Source organism: Streptococcus sp. HPH0090, assembly GCF_000411475.1.
Classification (GTDB): domain Bacteria; phylum Bacillota; class Bacilli; order Lactobacillales; family Streptococcaceae; genus Streptococcus.
In genome coordinates, this window is sequence record NZ_KE150465.1 from 365341 (window position 1) to 379911 (window position 14571).

A 14571-nucleotide genomic window follows, 5' to 3' on the forward strand; every position below is an offset into this window, starting at 1 on the left:
AGATTATAATAAGGAGTATTTTATTTTCGGAGGTTTTTATGTCATTTCTATCAAAAAATTGGGCAGGACTGTTAGCCTGTCTGATCATTTCTATCATCTCTTGGGTTTTAGGAGGCTTTCTGCCTGTTGTGGGAGCACCTGTTTTCGCCATTTTTATCGGAATGATTCTCCATCCCTTTCTCACTTCCTATAAACAACTGGATGCCGGCTTGACTTATAGCTCCAAAAAATTGCTTCAATATGCTGTTATCTTGCTTGGATTTGGACTCAATATCTCTCAAGTCTTCGCAGTTGGAAAATCTTCCCTCCCTGTTATCCTTTCGACCATTTCTATCGCTTTGATTATAGCTTTCTTTTTCCAACGATTTTTTAACCTTGATACAAAGCTAGCTACCTTGATTGGAGTTGGGTCTTCTATCTGTGGCGGTTCTGCCATTGCAGCGACTGCTCCTGTTATTCACGCCAAGGAAAAAGAAGTCGCACAAGCCATCTCTGTTATCTTTTTCTTTAATGTTTTAGCAGCGCTTATCTTCCCAACCCTAGGAGCCTGGCTTCACCTCTCTAATGAAGGCTTTGCCCTCTTTGCAGGGACAGCAGTCAATGATACCTCATCAGTAACAGCTACAGCTAGCGCCTGGGATAGCCTCTATCATACCAATACTCTAGAGTCTGCAACCATTGTCAAACTGACTCGTACCTTAGCTATTATCCCTATTACTCTCTTTCTCTCATACTGGCAAAGTCGCCAACAAGGTGATAACCAAGGAGTAAAACTCAAAAAAATCTTCCCCGTTTTCATTCTCTACTTTATCCTAGCTTCTCTGCTTACCACTCTTCTGACTTCTTTCGGTGTCAGCAACAGCTTTTTTGCACCTCTCAAACAACTCTCCAAATTCCTCATCATCATGGCCATGAGTGCTATCGGTCTCAAAACCAATCTCATCGCCATGGTCAAATCCAGTGGTAAATCTATTCTACTTGGAGCTTTTTGCTGGATTGCCATTATCCTGACTAGTCTCGGTATGCAAACACTCATCGGTATTTTCTAAGGCAAAAGGTAGCCCAAAGGCTACCTTTTTATTGTTCAAGAATTAAACGTGTATGTTCTCTCTTGATGCAACGATTCATCACGATATCATCGTATCCTCCAGCACGCAAGATTTCGGCTGCTTCTAAGCTTTCAAGTCCTAATTGCGCCCAAAAAATCTTAGCATCTGCCTTGAGAAAGTCTCGTGCTACATCAGGTAAAAATTCACTGCGACGATAGACATTGACGATATCTACAGGGAAAGGAATCTCAGCTAGACTGGCATAAGCCTTTTCTCCCAAAATTTCGCCACCTACAGCTTTAGGATTTACTGGAATAATTTTATAACCACGAGCCTGCATTTCCTTGGTCACTCGATTGCTAGTTGTTTCCTCACGGTCAGACAAACCTACTACTGCTAGGGTTTTGCTAGTTTCTAAATACTGACGGATTACTCCATCACTTGGATTGCTAAATTCTTGTGTCATAGAATTCCTCCTTTTTCTCAGTATAGCATATTTTGAAAAGGCTTGCAGTTTTTGACTACAAAAAATCCTAGCAGGAGAAGAACTCTGCTAGGACATTCATTAATCAAGTGAAAGATTAGATTCTTTTCTCAATACTAAATAATGGAGATAGAGGACGTTTTTCGTGGATACGGATAATAGCATCTGCCAAAAGATGAGCGATTGAGATTTGTGCAATCTTATCAATCAAGCGCTCTTCTGGTAGGTAGATAGTGTCCAAAACAACCAACTTTTTAATAGCTGATTTTTGGATATTATCCATAGCTGGTCCTGAAAGAACTGGATGCGTACAGCTTGCATAAACTTCAACAGCTCCTGCTTCAGCAAGGGCATCTGCCGCATGACAAATAGTACCAGCTGTATCAATCATATCATCAATCAAGATACAAGTTTTACCTTCAACCTTACCAATGATATTCATCACTTCACTGGTATTCATCTTGTCTACACTACGGCGTTTATCGATAATCGCAATCGGAGTTTTCAAGAATTCTGCTAATTTACGAGCACGAGTTACCCCACCATGGTCTGGACTGACAACAACATAGTCAGAACCAACCATACCACGGCGCTCAAAGTAATCCGCAATCAAAGGAGCACCCATCAAGTGATCAACAGGAATATCAAAGAATCCTTGAATCTGTGCAGCGTGCAAATCAATCGTCAACAAACGATCTACTCCAGCTACTTCAAGCATATTTGCCACGAGTTTTGCAGTAATTGGTTCACGCGCTCTTGCTTTTCTATCCTGACGCGCATAGCCATAGTAAGGCATAACAACGTTGACAGATTCTGCACTGGCACGTTTCAAAGCATCAACCATAATCAAAATCTCTAGTAGATTGTCATTTACAGGTGAACTAGTTGATTGTAAGATAAAGACATGTTTCCCACGGATAGATTCTTCGATGTTAACTTGAATTTCTCCATCTGAAAATTGACGAACAGTCGATTTTCCCAATTCTATCCCAATCTCTTGCGCCACACGCTCTGCCAATTCTCTATTTGAAGAAAGGGCAAACAGCTTTAAATCAGAAAAAGACATGATTTCCTCCAGTATTTATGTATCACTTGTGTTTTTCACAACATTTTTCCATCTACCATTGTAGCGCTTTTTTCTCGATTTTTCAATAAAAAATAAGACAAGAGTAGACATTTATCCCCCTTGTCTTATGCTATTTTATATTAGTGATAGCGAAGCGAAAATTTATCACCTCATCACCGTACGACATACACTTTCAAATCAAAAAATTAGTATACTTCAATCATTCTTCCTGTGTCTACATCGTAAACAGCTCCCGAAATAATGACATCATCTGGAATTAATGGGCATTCTCGAAGCAATTTCATATCCTCACGCACACTCTCCTCGACATCTTGGAAAGGAAGAAAGTCTTTGCCAGATACATCAACTCCCAATTCACGTTTTAAATGCTCTTGGAAGTCCTCGTTATTGAAGGTTTGGGCACCGCAGTCTGTATGGTGAAGAACCACGATTTCTCTTGTCCCCATCTGCTGCTGGGAAATGACCAATGAGCGAATCATATCCTCTGTCACTCGACCACCCGCATTCCGCAAGATATGAGCATCTCCCAGAGCCAATCCCAGAGCTGGCGCAACGTGGAGACGCGAATCCATGCAAGTTACAATCGTAACCTTGGTCTTGGGTTTAATGGATAAATGGAGGTCTCCGTGTAGTTCTACATAGGCTTGATTAGCCTTTAAAAAATTTTCAAAATAGGACATGACAACTCACTTTCTTACTTGCCAGATAATTTGAACACCAAATTATTTATCTCCTATCTTACCATCTTTTCTTTGTCTTGTCAGTTTTCAACTTTCCTATAAAAAACTATGGCAGAGACATCCAGCAACTAGCTTGGGTTTCTGTCCTAGTTTTTTTATTATTATGAACCTTTTTGGATATACTTGTTAAGAGAACCTGCAAAGCTTTGAAGATTGAGACTTTGTACATAAACCTCACCGGTACCTCGGAAGGTATTCACCACTCCTTCGCCTGTACCGATAGACTGCCAGAAACCATTTTCTAAGTGGATATTATAGTCTAAAGACTGACTCCAAGCCACCACATGGGCATTGTCAATCGTCACTTCTTGGTTTTGGAGTTCAATTTTCTTAATCGAACCAAAAGCATTTGCCAAAAGCGTTCCCTGCCCTTGAGTAGTCATCACGAAAAGACCACCTTGACCACCGAAAAGTGCTTTACCAATAGATTGGCGCTCCATTGTATAGAAAGCCGTTCCATCAAGAGCTAGAAAAGCCCCATCATTCAAGCGATACTGCTTTTCGCCAAGTTCAAGAGCAATCACTTGACCAGGAGTATCTGGTGCTAAAGCAAGGTGCCCGTTGTCAGACTCTGCAATGGCTTGAGTAATGAAGGTACTTTCACCAGAAACCATGGAACGCCCTACAGCTTTGACAAAACGCCCCAAACCAGAACCACTCGCATTAAGCTGGGTATTGAGGCTGACATTAGGCGTATGGTAGACCATGCTTCCACGCTGGATAAAGACTGTTTCTCCTTGGTTGAGCGACAACTCTACCAAAGGAAATTGCATTTGACTATCCATAGAAAATTTCATCAGAAATTCCTCCTTGTTTTTATAAATTTTACAACAAAATATTTTGCAATCTAAAGCCGAGTAAAACGATTAAGAAAATACTTTTTTCAAGACTTCTCCGATAGTTGTCACTCCAATCACCTGAATTTCCTTAGGCGGTTTAATACCTGTCAAAGAATTTTTCGGTACATAGATTTTTGTAAATCCAAGTTTAGCAGCTTCATTGATCCGTTGTTCGATACGATTCACGCGTCGAATCTCTCCAGTCAAACCTAATTCTCCCACAAAACATTCCTGAGGATTTGTTGGTTTGTCCTTATAACTTGATGCAATAGCAACTGCTACAGCAAGGTCAATGGCAGGCTCATCTAATTTGACACCACCCGCCGATTTAAGATAGGCATCCTGATTTTGGAGGAGCAAACCTGCCCGTTTCTCCAAAACAGCCATAATCAAGCTAGCACGATTGAAATCAAGACCTGTAGTAGTTCGCTTGGCATTCCCAAACATAGTCGGAGTCACCAAGGCCTGTACTTCTGCAAGAATTGGACGCGTCCCTTCCATAGTTACTACGATTGACGAACCAGTTGCTCCATCCAAACGTTCTTCTAGAAAGACCTCGCTTGGATTGAGTACCTCTACTAGTCCACCTGACTGCATCTCAAAGATTCCAATCTCATTTGTCGAACCAAAACGGTTTTTGACTGCTCTCAAGATACGGAAGGTATGGTGGCGCTCCCCTTCAAAGTAAAGCACCGTGTCCACCATATGCTCCAACATACGCGGACCCGCCAAGGTTCCTTCCTTAGTTACATGCCCGACGATAAAGATGGCAATGTTATTAGTCTTGGCCAGCTGCATGAGTTCAGCTGTCACCTCACGTACTTGGGAAACCGATCCTTGTACCCCTGAAATTTCAGGAGACATAATGGTCTGAATCGAATCGATGATAAGGAAATCCGGCTGGATACGTTCGACCTCTGCACGAACGCTCTGCATATTGGTCTCAGCATAGAGATAAAACTCACTGTCAATATCCCCCAAGCGCTCTGCTCGTAACTTAATCTGCTGGGCAGACTCCTCCCCGCTGACATAGAGAACAGTCCCTACTTGGGACAGCTGAGTCGATACTTGTAAGAGAAGGGTTGATTTCCCAATCCCAGGATCCCCGCCGATGAGGACGAGACTTCCTGGTACCACACCGCCACCAAGCACTCGGTTAAACTCCTCCATCTCAGTCTTGGTTCGATTGACATTGATGGAAGTCACCTCAGCTAATTTCATGGGTTTGGTTTTTTCACCTGTCAAAGACACACGCGCATTTTTGACTTCTGCAACCTCAACTTCCTCCACAAAAGAAGACCATGCCCCACAGTTTGGACAGCGGCCTAGATACTTGGGTGAATTATATTCACAATTTTGACATACAAATGTCGCTTTTTTCTTTGCTATGATTCTAATCCTCTCATTTTAAAATCTCTTATTAATTTTTCACATCAATAACTATTTCTTTTCAGAACAATCAGTCCGCCATCATCCGCATGGACATAATACTGACCATCAGGGCTAAATCCAAAAATATAGGGTAAATAACCTTTATAGATTTGGCTTCTATCTTCCTTATCTTTTTCCCAATAAATAGTTAAAATGGGATAATCTTCAGATTGGTCTTTATCCATTTTCACTCTGATGTCTTTGTCATTATCCAGAGGGAGATTTCCACCGTATTGACCAGCGATAGGGATAGGTGAATCATAGCCCTCGCACATGGCTACTAACTCTACCTCATCGTAATCTCCGTCTATCGGTGTTACTTGCCCATTTTCGCTGTCAATGATTGACATGTAGTCTGAAGAAATGCAAAGAATTTTATGATAGGCATCAGGGAGAAATGCTAGGTAAAGAAATCCTCCAATACTGATCTCATAAATCTTCTTATACCCTAGACAATTCTCGGCAGTAAAAGCTTGAAAATCCTTATAGCTCATTCATTATTCTTCTTTCCATCAATTGATTTCTCACTCTATTAGGTGGAAAATAGATTCATGTCTTAGTGCCCTGTCGATCCAAATCCACCAGTTCGCACGCCGTCTGCCTCATCTCCATCTGCGATTAAAAATGGTGCAAAGACAGCCTGAACTACGCGTTCACCAACTTCTAGAACCACTTCTTGGTCTGTGATATTCTTCATCTGTGCAAAGATATGTCCCTCATTTCCTGGATTGCCATAATAGTCTCCGTCAATGACACCCACAGAGTTGATCAAAACCAAGCCCTTCTTACGAGGATTTGATGAACGGTCATAGAGATATAGCACTTCTGTCGGTTGCATATAGGCCTTAACACCCGTTGGGACGAGGACAATTTCTCCTGGTGCAATGACTGTGCGTTCTGCCACCTTTAAGTCGTAGCCAGCTGCATGTGCTGTCTCACGTTTAGGTAACAAAGTTTCATCTGTAAAACTAGAAATTAATTCAAAACCACGAATTTTCATAATATCCTCTTTTAATCTTTTATTCTAGGCTATTTTATCTTATTTATTCGAAAAAAGCACGAAAAAAGAGCACACAATTCACATCGCTTAGGGCTGCTGGATTCCTCCCCTGACCCGCTTCACGCAGAACTGTTGCTCCACTATTTATTATACCACATTCCCTTATGTTTTTAAAGAGAAATTATTTTTTACGTCGATTTCGGAAAAAGTCCTGCATAATCCCTGCACAATCACTCTCTAAAATGCCTGTTTCAACGTCCACACGGTGATTGAGCCGCTCATCCGTCAAAATATCATACAAACTTCCAGCAGCGCCAAATTTCTGGTTTTTAGCCCCGTAGACCACGTTTGGAATCCGTGCGAGCCCAATTGCCCCACTACACATAACACAAGGTTCAATGGTCACAAAAAGCGTACAATCAAGCAAGCGCCAACTCTCTTCGCTCAGATTAGCATTCTCTATAGCCATAATTTCTGCATGCATGACTGCACGTTGCAATTCCTCGCGCGCATTATGCCCTCTCCCGATGATTTTCCCGTCCTTGACAATCACACAACCAATCGGGATTTCATCATGCTCTAAAGCGATTTCTGCCTCCTTTAAGGCCTCTCTCATAAAAGCTTCTTTTTCTTCGAGTGTATAATCCATCTCTTCTCTCTTCCTAGCTATCAATTCTTTCATTATATCACGTTTTTGAAGACAAAAAAAGCCACCGAATGCGGTGACTTTATAGGGAGATTATTATGAAAAAGAAAAGTTTAGGAAATTTGTTACAACAAGTTAGGAGGTCTTCTTGTAACTGTCTATAGTATATCCGACCTGTCTTAAACAAATCTTAAAAAATCTCCTATGACCAAACACTTTCTAAAATATTTGTCTGTTCACGACCAGGACCTACTGAGAATGTAGAGATACGAACACCCACCAATTCGCTAACACGGCGAACATAGTTGCGTGCATTTTCAGGAAGGTCTTCCAAAGTACGTACCCCAGTGATATCTTCAGACCAACCAGGCAATTCTTCGTAGATTGGTTTACAACGTTTCAATTGTTCGAGACTAGCAGGGTAATAATCAATTCGTTGACCATCAAGATCATAAGCCACACAGATTTTTACTGTATCCAATCCACTCAAAACATCGATAGAGTTCAAAGAGAGATTTGTGATACCAGAAACACGACGGCTATGACGCATAACAACTGAGTCGAACCAACCTACACGGCGAGGACGCCCAGTAGTTGTTCCATACTCATGGCCCACTTCACGGATACGATCACCAACTTCATCAAATAGCTCAGTTGGGAAAGGACCATCACCTACACGACTTGTATAAGCCTTACATACACCAACAACTTTGTCAATCTTGCTTGGACCTACTCCAGAACCGATTGTCACACCACCAGCCACAGGGTTTGATGAAGTAACAAAAGGATAAGTTCCTTGGTCAATATCTAACATGACCCCTTGTGCACCCTCAAAGAGAACTCGTTTGCCGTTATCAAGCGCGTCGTTCAAGATAACAGAAGTATCAGTCACATATTGCTTGATTTGTTGGCCATACTCATAATATTCTTCAAAAATATCATCAAATGAAATAGGTTCGCTATCATACAATTTTACAAATTGACGATTTTTCTCAGCAAGATTACGTTCTAAACGTTCACGGAAAATTTCTTTATCCAAAAGATCAGCGATACGGATACCCACACGAGCTGCCTTATCCATATAAGCTGGACCAATTCCTTTAATTGTAGTACCAATCTTATTATCACCCTTAGCTTCTTCTTGCAAGCGATCTAACTCAATATGATAAGGCAAAATTACATGCGCACGATCAGAAATACGTAAATTGTCTGTTGTAACTCCTTCTTCATGGAGATAATTTAATTCCTTTACAAGAGACTTTGGATTTACAACCATTCCGTTTCCAATTACAGAGATTTTTTCTGGAAAGAAAATTCCAGAAGGAATCAAGTGTAACTTAAATTTTTTTCCATCAATCACAATCGTGTGACCTGCATTGTCACCACCTTGGTAACGAGCAATCACTTCCGCATTAGCTGATAGAAAATCTGTAATTTTTCCTTTACCTTCATCACCCCATTGGGTACCTACAACAACAACTGAAGTCATAATAAATTTTCGTCTGAGCCTAAGGGCTCGTCCTTTCTCATATACATGGTGGGAATCTCACCCACAATTATATCTTACAATTTATTATAAGAAAAAAATACTATTTAATCAAGGATAAACACTAGAAAAGATTAGGGTTTTCCATTAATTCTAAATTAAAAATTTAACAATATCTAGTATTTTCTATATATTTTTGATTGTTTGTAAAATAACGTTCGTAATAAATAAAAAAATAACTACATTTAATAACAAAAATTTAGATTATTTCCAAGTAAATGATTAAGATAAAGACGATAAGCAGCCCGAAAGTGACAGAGAATAAAGTCTTTCTCATCCCTTATTCTGAAACGAACTAAATAATAAAGTAAGAATTTTAAATGAAACGATTCCCAATCATCATTAGACTGAAAAAGTAACGCATATTCCCCTTCAATCTGTTTGAGAAAAATAAAACAATGATCATAATACTTTTGAAGCATATAAAAAACCTTTCTTATTGATAAAACAAGTCTATCAGAAAGGCTAATTAAAAAGGTATTTAATCCTATATAATAAAAAATTCAAGCTAAACTAACTTCAAATAAACGAAAGAAGTAAGAATAGATGAAAAAAAGTTCATAAAACATTTATAAGTATATTGAAGAAACAAAAAAACGTTCCTTAGAACGTTTAAGAACTCCGCCAGTAGGACTCGAACCTACGACATCATGATTAACAGTCATGCGCTACTACCAACTGAGCTATGGCGGATAAAAGCTAAGCGACTTCCATATCTCACAGGGGGCAACCCCCAACTACTTCCGGCGTTCTAGGGCTTAACTTCTGTGTTCGGCATGGGTACAGGTGTATCTCCTAGGCTATCGTCACTTAACTCTGAGTAATACCTACTCAAAATTGAATATCTATCAAATACTAAGAAAACCTTTCGCTTTCGTATTCTCAGTTACTTTGGATAAGTCCTCGAGCTATTAGTATTAGTCCGCTACATGTGTCGCCACACTTCCACTTCTAACCTATCTACCTGATCATCTCTCAGGGCTCTTACTGATATAAAATCATGGGAAATCTCATCTTGAGGTGGGTTTCACACTTAGATGCTTTCAGCGTTTATCCCTTCCCTACATAGCTACCCAGCGATGCCTTTGGCAAGACAACTGGTACACCAGCGGTAAGTCCACTCTGGTCCTCTCGTACTAGGAGCAGATCCTCTCAAATTTCCTACGCCCGCGACGGATAGGGACCGAACTGTCTCACGACGTTCTGAACCCAGCTCGCGTGCCGCTTTAATGGGCGAACAGCCCAACCCTTGGGACCGACTACAGCCCCAGGATGCGACGAGCCGACATCGAGGTGCCAAACCTCCCCGTCGATGTGAACTCTTGGGGGAGATAAGCCTGTTATCCCCAGGGTAGCTTTTATCCGTTGAGCGATGGCCCTTCCATACGGAACCACCGGATCACTAAGCCCGACTTTCGTCCCTGCTCGAGTTGTAGCTCTCGCAGTCAAGCTCCCTTATACCTTTACACTCTGCGAATGATTTCCAACCATTCTGAGGGAACCTTTGGGCGCCTCCGTTACCTTTTAGGAGGCGACCGCCCCAGTCAAACTGCCCGTCAGACACTGTCTCCGATAGGGATCACCTATCCGGGTTAGAGTGGCCATAACACAAGGGTAGTATCCCAACAACGTCTCCTTCGAAACTGGCGTCCCGAGCTCATAGACTCCTACCTATCCTGTACATGTGGTACAGACACTCAATATCAAACTGCAGTAAAGCTCCATGGGGTCTTTCCGTCCTGTCGCGGGTAACCTGCATCTTCACAGGTACTAAAATTTCACCGAGTCTCTCGTTGAGACAGTGCCCAAATCATTACGCCTTTCGTGCGGGTCGGAACTTACCCGACAAGGAATTTCGCTACCTTAGGACCGTTATAGTTACGGCCGCCGTTTACTGGGGCTTCAATTCATACCTTCGAGTTACCTCTAAGCACTCCTCTTAACCTTCCAGCACCGGGCAGGCGTCACCCCCTATACATCATCTTACGATTTAGCAGAGAGCTGTGTTTTTGATAAACAGTTGCTTGGGCCTATTCACTGCGGCTGACGTAAAGTCAGCACCCCTTCTCCCGAAGTTACGGGGTCATTTTGCCGAGTTCCTTAACGAGAGTTCTCTCGCTCACCTGAGGCTACTCGCCTCGACTACCTGTGTCGGTTTGCGGTACGGGTAGAGTATGTTTAACGCTAGAAGCTTTTCTTGGCAGTGTGACGTCACTAACTTCGCTACTAAACTTCGCTCCCCATCACAGCTCAATGTTATAGAACTAAGCATTTAACTCAATTCACACCTCACTGCTTAGACAGACTCTTCCAATCGTCTGCTTTAGTTAGCCTACTGCGTCCCTCCATCACTACATACTCTAGTACAGGAATATCAACCTGTTGTCCATCGGATACACCTTTCGGTCTCTCCTTAGGTCCCGACTAACCCAGGGCGGACGAGCCTTCCCCTGGAAACCTTAGTCTTACGGTGGACAGGATTCTCACCTGTCTTTCGCTACTCATACCGGCATTCTCACTTCTATGCGTTCCAGCGCTCCTCACGGTACACCTTCTCCACACATAGAACGCTCTCCTACCATACCTATAAAGGTATCCACAGCTTCGGTAAATTGTTTTAGCCCCGGTACATTTTCGGCGCAGGGTCACTCGACTAGTGAGCTATTACGCACTCTTTGAATGAATAGCTGCTTCTAAGCTAACATCCTAGTTGTCTGTGCAACCCCACATCCTTTTCCACTTAACAATTATTTTGGGACCTTAGCTGGTGGTCTGGGCTGTTTCCCTTTCGACTACGGATCTTAGCACTCGCAGTCTGACTGCCGACCATAATTCATTGGCATTCGGAGTTTATCTGAGATTGGTAATCCGGGATGGACCCCTCACCCAAACAGTGCTCTACCTCCAAGAATCTTGATGTCGACGCTAGCCCTAAAGCTATTTCGGAGAGAACCAGCTATCTCCAAGTTCGTTTGGAATTTCTCCGCTACCCACAAGTCATCCAAGCACTTTTCAACGTGCCCTGGTTCGGTCCTCCAGTGCGTCTTACCGCACCTTCAACCTGCTCATGGGTAGGTCACATGGTTTCGGGTCTACGACATAATACTAAGGCGCCCTATTCAGACTCGGTTTCCCTACGGCTCCGTCTCTTCAACTTAACCTCGCATCATATCGTAACTCGCCGGTTCATTCTACAAAAGGCACGCTCTCACCCATTAACGGGCTCGAACTTGTTGTAGGCACACGGTTTCAGGTTCTATTTCACTCCCCTCCCGGGGTGCTTTTCACCTTTCCCTCACGGTACTGGTTCACTATCGGTCACTAGGGAGTATTTAGGGTTGGGAGATGGTCCTCCCAGATTCCGACGGGATTTCACGTGTCCCGCCGTACTCAGGATACTGCTAGGTACAAAGACTATTTTGAATACGAGGCTCTCACTCTCTTTGGCTGATCTTCCCATATCATTCTTCTATAATCTTTGAGTCCACATTGCAGTCCTACAACCCCGAAGAGTAAACTCTTCGGTTTGCCCTCCTGCCGTTTCGCTCGCCGCTACTAAGGCAATCGCTTTTGCTTTCTCTTCCTGCAGCTACTTAGATGTTTCAGTTCACTGCGTCTTCCTCCTCATATCCTTAACAGATATGGGTAACAGGTAGTACCTGTTGGGTTCCCCCATTCGGAAATCCCTGGATCATCGCTTACTTACAGCTACCCAAGGCATATCGTCGTTTGTCACGTCCTTCTTCGGCTCCTAGTGCCAAGGCATCCACCGTGCGCCCTTATTAACTTAACCTTATTTTTGACCTTTCAGTCATAAACTCTTTTAATACTACAGCGTTTCGGTTTATTTTCTTGTTACTATTTGATATAGATATTCAATTTTCAATGTGCATTACTTGGTGATCTCTCACCAATGGAGCCTAGCGGGATCGAACCGCTGACCTCCTGCGTGCAAAGCAGGCGCTCTCCCAGCTGAGCTAAGGCCCCACAAGACCTCTCAAGACTAAACAAGACCAATGTGCATTCCTTATCCTTAGAAAGGAGGTGATCCAGCCGCACCTTCCGATACGGCTACCTTGTTACGACTTCACCCCAATCATCTATCCCACCTTAGGCGGCTGGCTCCAAATGGTTACCTCACCGACTTCGGGTGTTACAAACTCTCGTGGTGTGACGGGCGGTGTGTACAAGGCCCGGGAACGTATTCACCGCGGCGTGCTGATCCGCGATTACTAGCGATTCCGACTTCATGTAGGCGAGTTGCAGCCTACAATCCGAACTGAGACTGGCTTTAAGAGATTAGCTTGCCGTCACCGACTTGCGACTCGTTGTACCAGCCATTGTAGCACGTGTGTAGCCCAGGTCATAAGGGGCATGATGATTTGACGTCATCCCCACCTTCCTCCGGTTTATTACCGGCAGTCTCGCTAGAGTGCCCAACTGAATGATGGCAACTAACAATAGGGGTTGCGCTCGTTGCGGGACTTAACCCAACATCTCACGACACGAGCTGACGACAACCATGCACCACCTGTCACCTCTGTCCCGAAGGAAAACTCTATCTCTAGAGCGGTCAGAGGGATGTCAAGACCTGGTAAGGTTCTTCGCGTTGCTTCGAATTAAACCACATGCTCCACCGCTTGTGCGGGCCCCCGTCAATTCCTTTGAGTTTCAACCTTGCGGTCGTACTCCCCAGGCGGAGTGCTTAATGCGTTAGCTACGGCACTAAACCCCGGAAAGGGTCTAACACCTAGCACTCATCGTTTACGGCGTGGACTACCAGGGTATCTAATCCTGTTTGCTCCCCACGCTTTCGAGCCTCAGCGTCAGTTACAAGCCAGAGAGCCGCTTTCGCCACCGGTGTTCCTCCATATATCTACGCATTTCACCGCTACACATGGAATTCCACTCTCCCCTCTTGCACTCAAGTTAAACAGTTTCCAAAGCGTACTATGGTTAAGCCACAGCCTTTAACTTCAGACTTATCTAACCGCCTGCGCTCGCTTTACGCCCAATAAATCCGGATAACGCTCGGGACCTACGTATTACCGCGGCTGCTGGCACGTAGTTAGCCGTCCCTTTCTGGTAAGATACCGTCACAGTGTGAACTTTCCACTCTCACACTCGTTCTTCTCTTACAACAGAGCTTTACGATCCGAAAACCTTCTTCACTCACGCGGCGTTGCTCGGTCAGACTTCCGTCCATTGCCGAAGATTCCCTACTGCTGCCTCCCGTAGGAGTCTGGGCCGTGTCTCAGTCCCAGTGTGGCCGATCACCCTCTCAGGTCGGCTATGTATCGTCGCCTTGGTGAGCCGTTACCTCACCAACTAGCTAATACAACGCAGGTCCATCTGGTAGTGGAGCAATTGCCCCTTTTAAACAGTTATCATGCAATAACTGTTGTCATGCGGTATTAGCTATCGTTTCCAATAGTTATCCCCCGCTACCAGGCAGGTTACCTACGCGTTACTCACCCGTTCGCAACTCATCCAGAAGAGCAAGCTCCTCCTTCAGCGTTCTACTTGCATGTATTAGGCACGCCGCCAGCGTTCATCCTGAGCCAGGATCAAACTCTCATTAAAAGTTTGAGTTCTCACTCATTTCTGTCACCGACAGATTTATTGTTTTTTCATTGTTCAGTACTATAACCTTAAGTTATAGTGCCCTGCACATTGGTTCGTCTTGTTCAGTTTTCAAAGGTCTTTGTCGCGCTTGCGACAACTATATTAGTATATCACAGTCAGTTTT

11 protein-coding genes, 2 tRNA genes, 3 rRNA genes and 1 other RNA gene are annotated in these 14571 nt (G+C 43.5%); 1 reads left to right on the forward strand and 16 read right to left on the reverse strand.

The window, feature by feature from the left end:
* The first annotated feature begins 38 nt into the window (after window positions 1-38).
* Window positions 39-1049, forward strand: coding sequence for a YeiH family protein (locus HMPREF1481_RS09460; RefSeq protein WP_016466434.1), 1011 nt, complete (start codon window positions 39-41; stop codon window positions 1047-1049).
* A 28-nt stretch (window positions 1050-1077) separates the two neighbouring features.
* Here HMPREF1481_RS09460 and HMPREF1481_RS09465 read toward each other — a convergent pair whose 3' ends face one another.
* The 16 genes from HMPREF1481_RS09465 to HMPREF1481_RS09530 form a co-directional block, all read right to left on the reverse strand.
* Window positions 1078-1515, reverse strand: a complete 438-nt coding sequence (locus HMPREF1481_RS09465; protein WP_016466435.1) for a CoA-binding protein — start codon at window positions 1513-1515, stop codon at window positions 1078-1080.
* 115 nt (window positions 1516-1630) lie between these two features.
* A complete protein-coding gene (locus HMPREF1481_RS09470) occupies window positions 1631-2599 on the reverse strand; it encodes a ribose-phosphate diphosphokinase (protein WP_016466436.1) in 969 nt (322 codons plus the stop codon).
* Window positions 2600-2805: 206 nt separating this feature from the next.
* Window positions 2806-3300 carry a beta-class carbonic anhydrase gene (locus tag HMPREF1481_RS09475; RefSeq protein WP_016466437.1) on the reverse strand — a complete coding sequence of 165 codons (495 nt, stop codon included), beginning with the start codon at window positions 3298-3300 and terminating at the stop codon, window positions 2806-2808.
* A 161-nt stretch (window positions 3301-3461) separates the two neighbouring features.
* Window positions 3462-4157 (reverse strand): TIGR00266 family protein, encoded by a 696-nt coding sequence (locus tag HMPREF1481_RS09480; protein ID WP_016466438.1) that lies wholly within the window; start codon window positions 4155-4157, stop codon window positions 3462-3464.
* Between the two features lie 69 nt (window positions 4158-4226).
* Window positions 4227-5591, reverse strand: coding sequence for a DNA repair protein RadA (gene radA / locus HMPREF1481_RS09485; protein ID WP_142321323.1), 1365 nt, complete (start codon window positions 5589-5591; stop codon window positions 4227-4229).
* 41 nt (window positions 5592-5632) lie between these two features.
* Window positions 5633-6124, reverse strand: coding sequence for a hypothetical protein (locus HMPREF1481_RS09490; RefSeq protein WP_016466440.1), 492 nt, complete (start codon window positions 6122-6124; stop codon window positions 5633-5635).
* Window positions 6125-6186: 62 nt separating this feature from the next.
* Window positions 6187-6630, reverse strand: coding sequence for a dUTP diphosphatase (locus tag HMPREF1481_RS09495; protein ID WP_016466441.1), 444 nt, complete (start codon window positions 6628-6630; stop codon window positions 6187-6189).
* A 55-nt stretch (window positions 6631-6685) separates the two neighbouring features.
* Window positions 6686-6779: signal recognition particle sRNA small type (gene ffs, locus HMPREF1481_RS10765), an RNA gene on the reverse strand.
* Window positions 6780-6811: 32 nt separating this feature from the next.
* On the reverse strand, window positions 6812-7279 hold the full coding sequence (gene tadA, locus HMPREF1481_RS09500; RefSeq protein WP_016466442.1) for a tRNA adenosine(34) deaminase TadA: 468 nt from the start codon (window positions 7277-7279) through the stop codon (window positions 6812-6814).
* A 199-nt stretch (window positions 7280-7478) separates the two neighbouring features.
* Window positions 7479-8765 (reverse strand): adenylosuccinate synthase, encoded by a 1287-nt coding sequence (locus tag HMPREF1481_RS09505; RefSeq protein WP_016466443.1) that lies wholly within the window; start codon window positions 8763-8765, stop codon window positions 7479-7481.
* 242 nt (window positions 8766-9007) lie between these two features.
* The gene (gene comW / locus HMPREF1481_RS10935; protein ID WP_025173311.1) at window positions 9008-9244 is read right to left on the reverse strand and encodes a sigma(X)-activator ComW; all 237 of its coding nucleotides are present in this window, start codon (window positions 9242-9244) and stop codon (window positions 9008-9010) included.
* 197 nt (window positions 9245-9441) lie between these two features.
* Window positions 9442-9515: transfer RNA gene (locus tag HMPREF1481_RS09510), tRNA-Asn, on the reverse strand.
* Window positions 9516-9520: 5 nt separating this feature from the next.
* Window positions 9521-9636, reverse strand: a 5S ribosomal RNA gene (rrf, locus tag HMPREF1481_RS09515).
* Window positions 9637-9713: 77 nt separating this feature from the next.
* A 23S ribosomal RNA gene (locus HMPREF1481_RS09520) occupies window positions 9714-12615 on the reverse strand.
* 121 nt (window positions 12616-12736) lie between these two features.
* Window positions 12737-12809 (reverse strand) — tRNA-Ala (locus HMPREF1481_RS09525).
* A gap of 50 nt (window positions 12810-12859) precedes the next feature.
* Window positions 12860-14405, reverse strand: a 16S ribosomal RNA gene (locus HMPREF1481_RS09530).
* The 16S, 23S and 5S rRNA genes sit together here with 2 tRNA genes alongside, the layout of an rRNA operon.
* Window positions 14406-14571 lie beyond the last annotated feature (166 nt).

Coding starts and splice junctions, on each gene's coding strand:
- HMPREF1481_RS09495 (WP_016466441.1), bottom strand. CDS start 6,630: ATGAAAATTCGTGGTTTTGAATTAATTTCTAGTTTTACAGATGAAACT.
- HMPREF1481_RS09480 (WP_016466438.1), bottom strand. CDS start 4,157: ATGAAATTTTCTATGGATAGTCAAATGCAATTTCCTTTGGTAGAGTTG.
- HMPREF1481_RS09490 (WP_016466440.1), bottom strand. CDS start 6,124: ATGAGCTATAAGGATTTTCAAGCTTTTACTGCCGAGAATTGTCTAGGG.
- HMPREF1481_RS09505 (WP_016466443.1), bottom strand. CDS start 8,765: ATGACTTCAGTTGTTGTTGTAGGTACCCAATGGGGTGATGAAGGTAAA.
- tadA (WP_016466442.1), bottom strand. CDS start 7,279: ATGGATTATACACTCGAAGAAAAAGAAGCTTTTATGAGAGAGGCCTTA.
- HMPREF1481_RS09460 (WP_016466434.1), top strand. CDS start 39: ATGTCATTTCTATCAAAAAATTGGGCAGGACTGTTAGCCTGTCTGATC.
- HMPREF1481_RS09470 (WP_016466436.1), bottom strand. CDS start 2,599: ATGTCTTTTTCTGATTTAAAGCTGTTTGCCCTTTCTTCAAATAGAGAA.
- comW (WP_025173311.1), bottom strand. CDS start 9,244: ATGCTTCAAAAGTATTATGATCATTGTTTTATTTTTCTCAAACAGATT.
- HMPREF1481_RS09465 (WP_016466435.1), bottom strand. CDS start 1,515: ATGACACAAGAATTTAGCAATCCAAGTGATGGAGTAATCCGTCAGTAT.
- HMPREF1481_RS09475 (WP_016466437.1), bottom strand. CDS start 3,300: ATGTCCTATTTTGAAAATTTTTTAAAGGCTAATCAAGCCTATGTAGAA.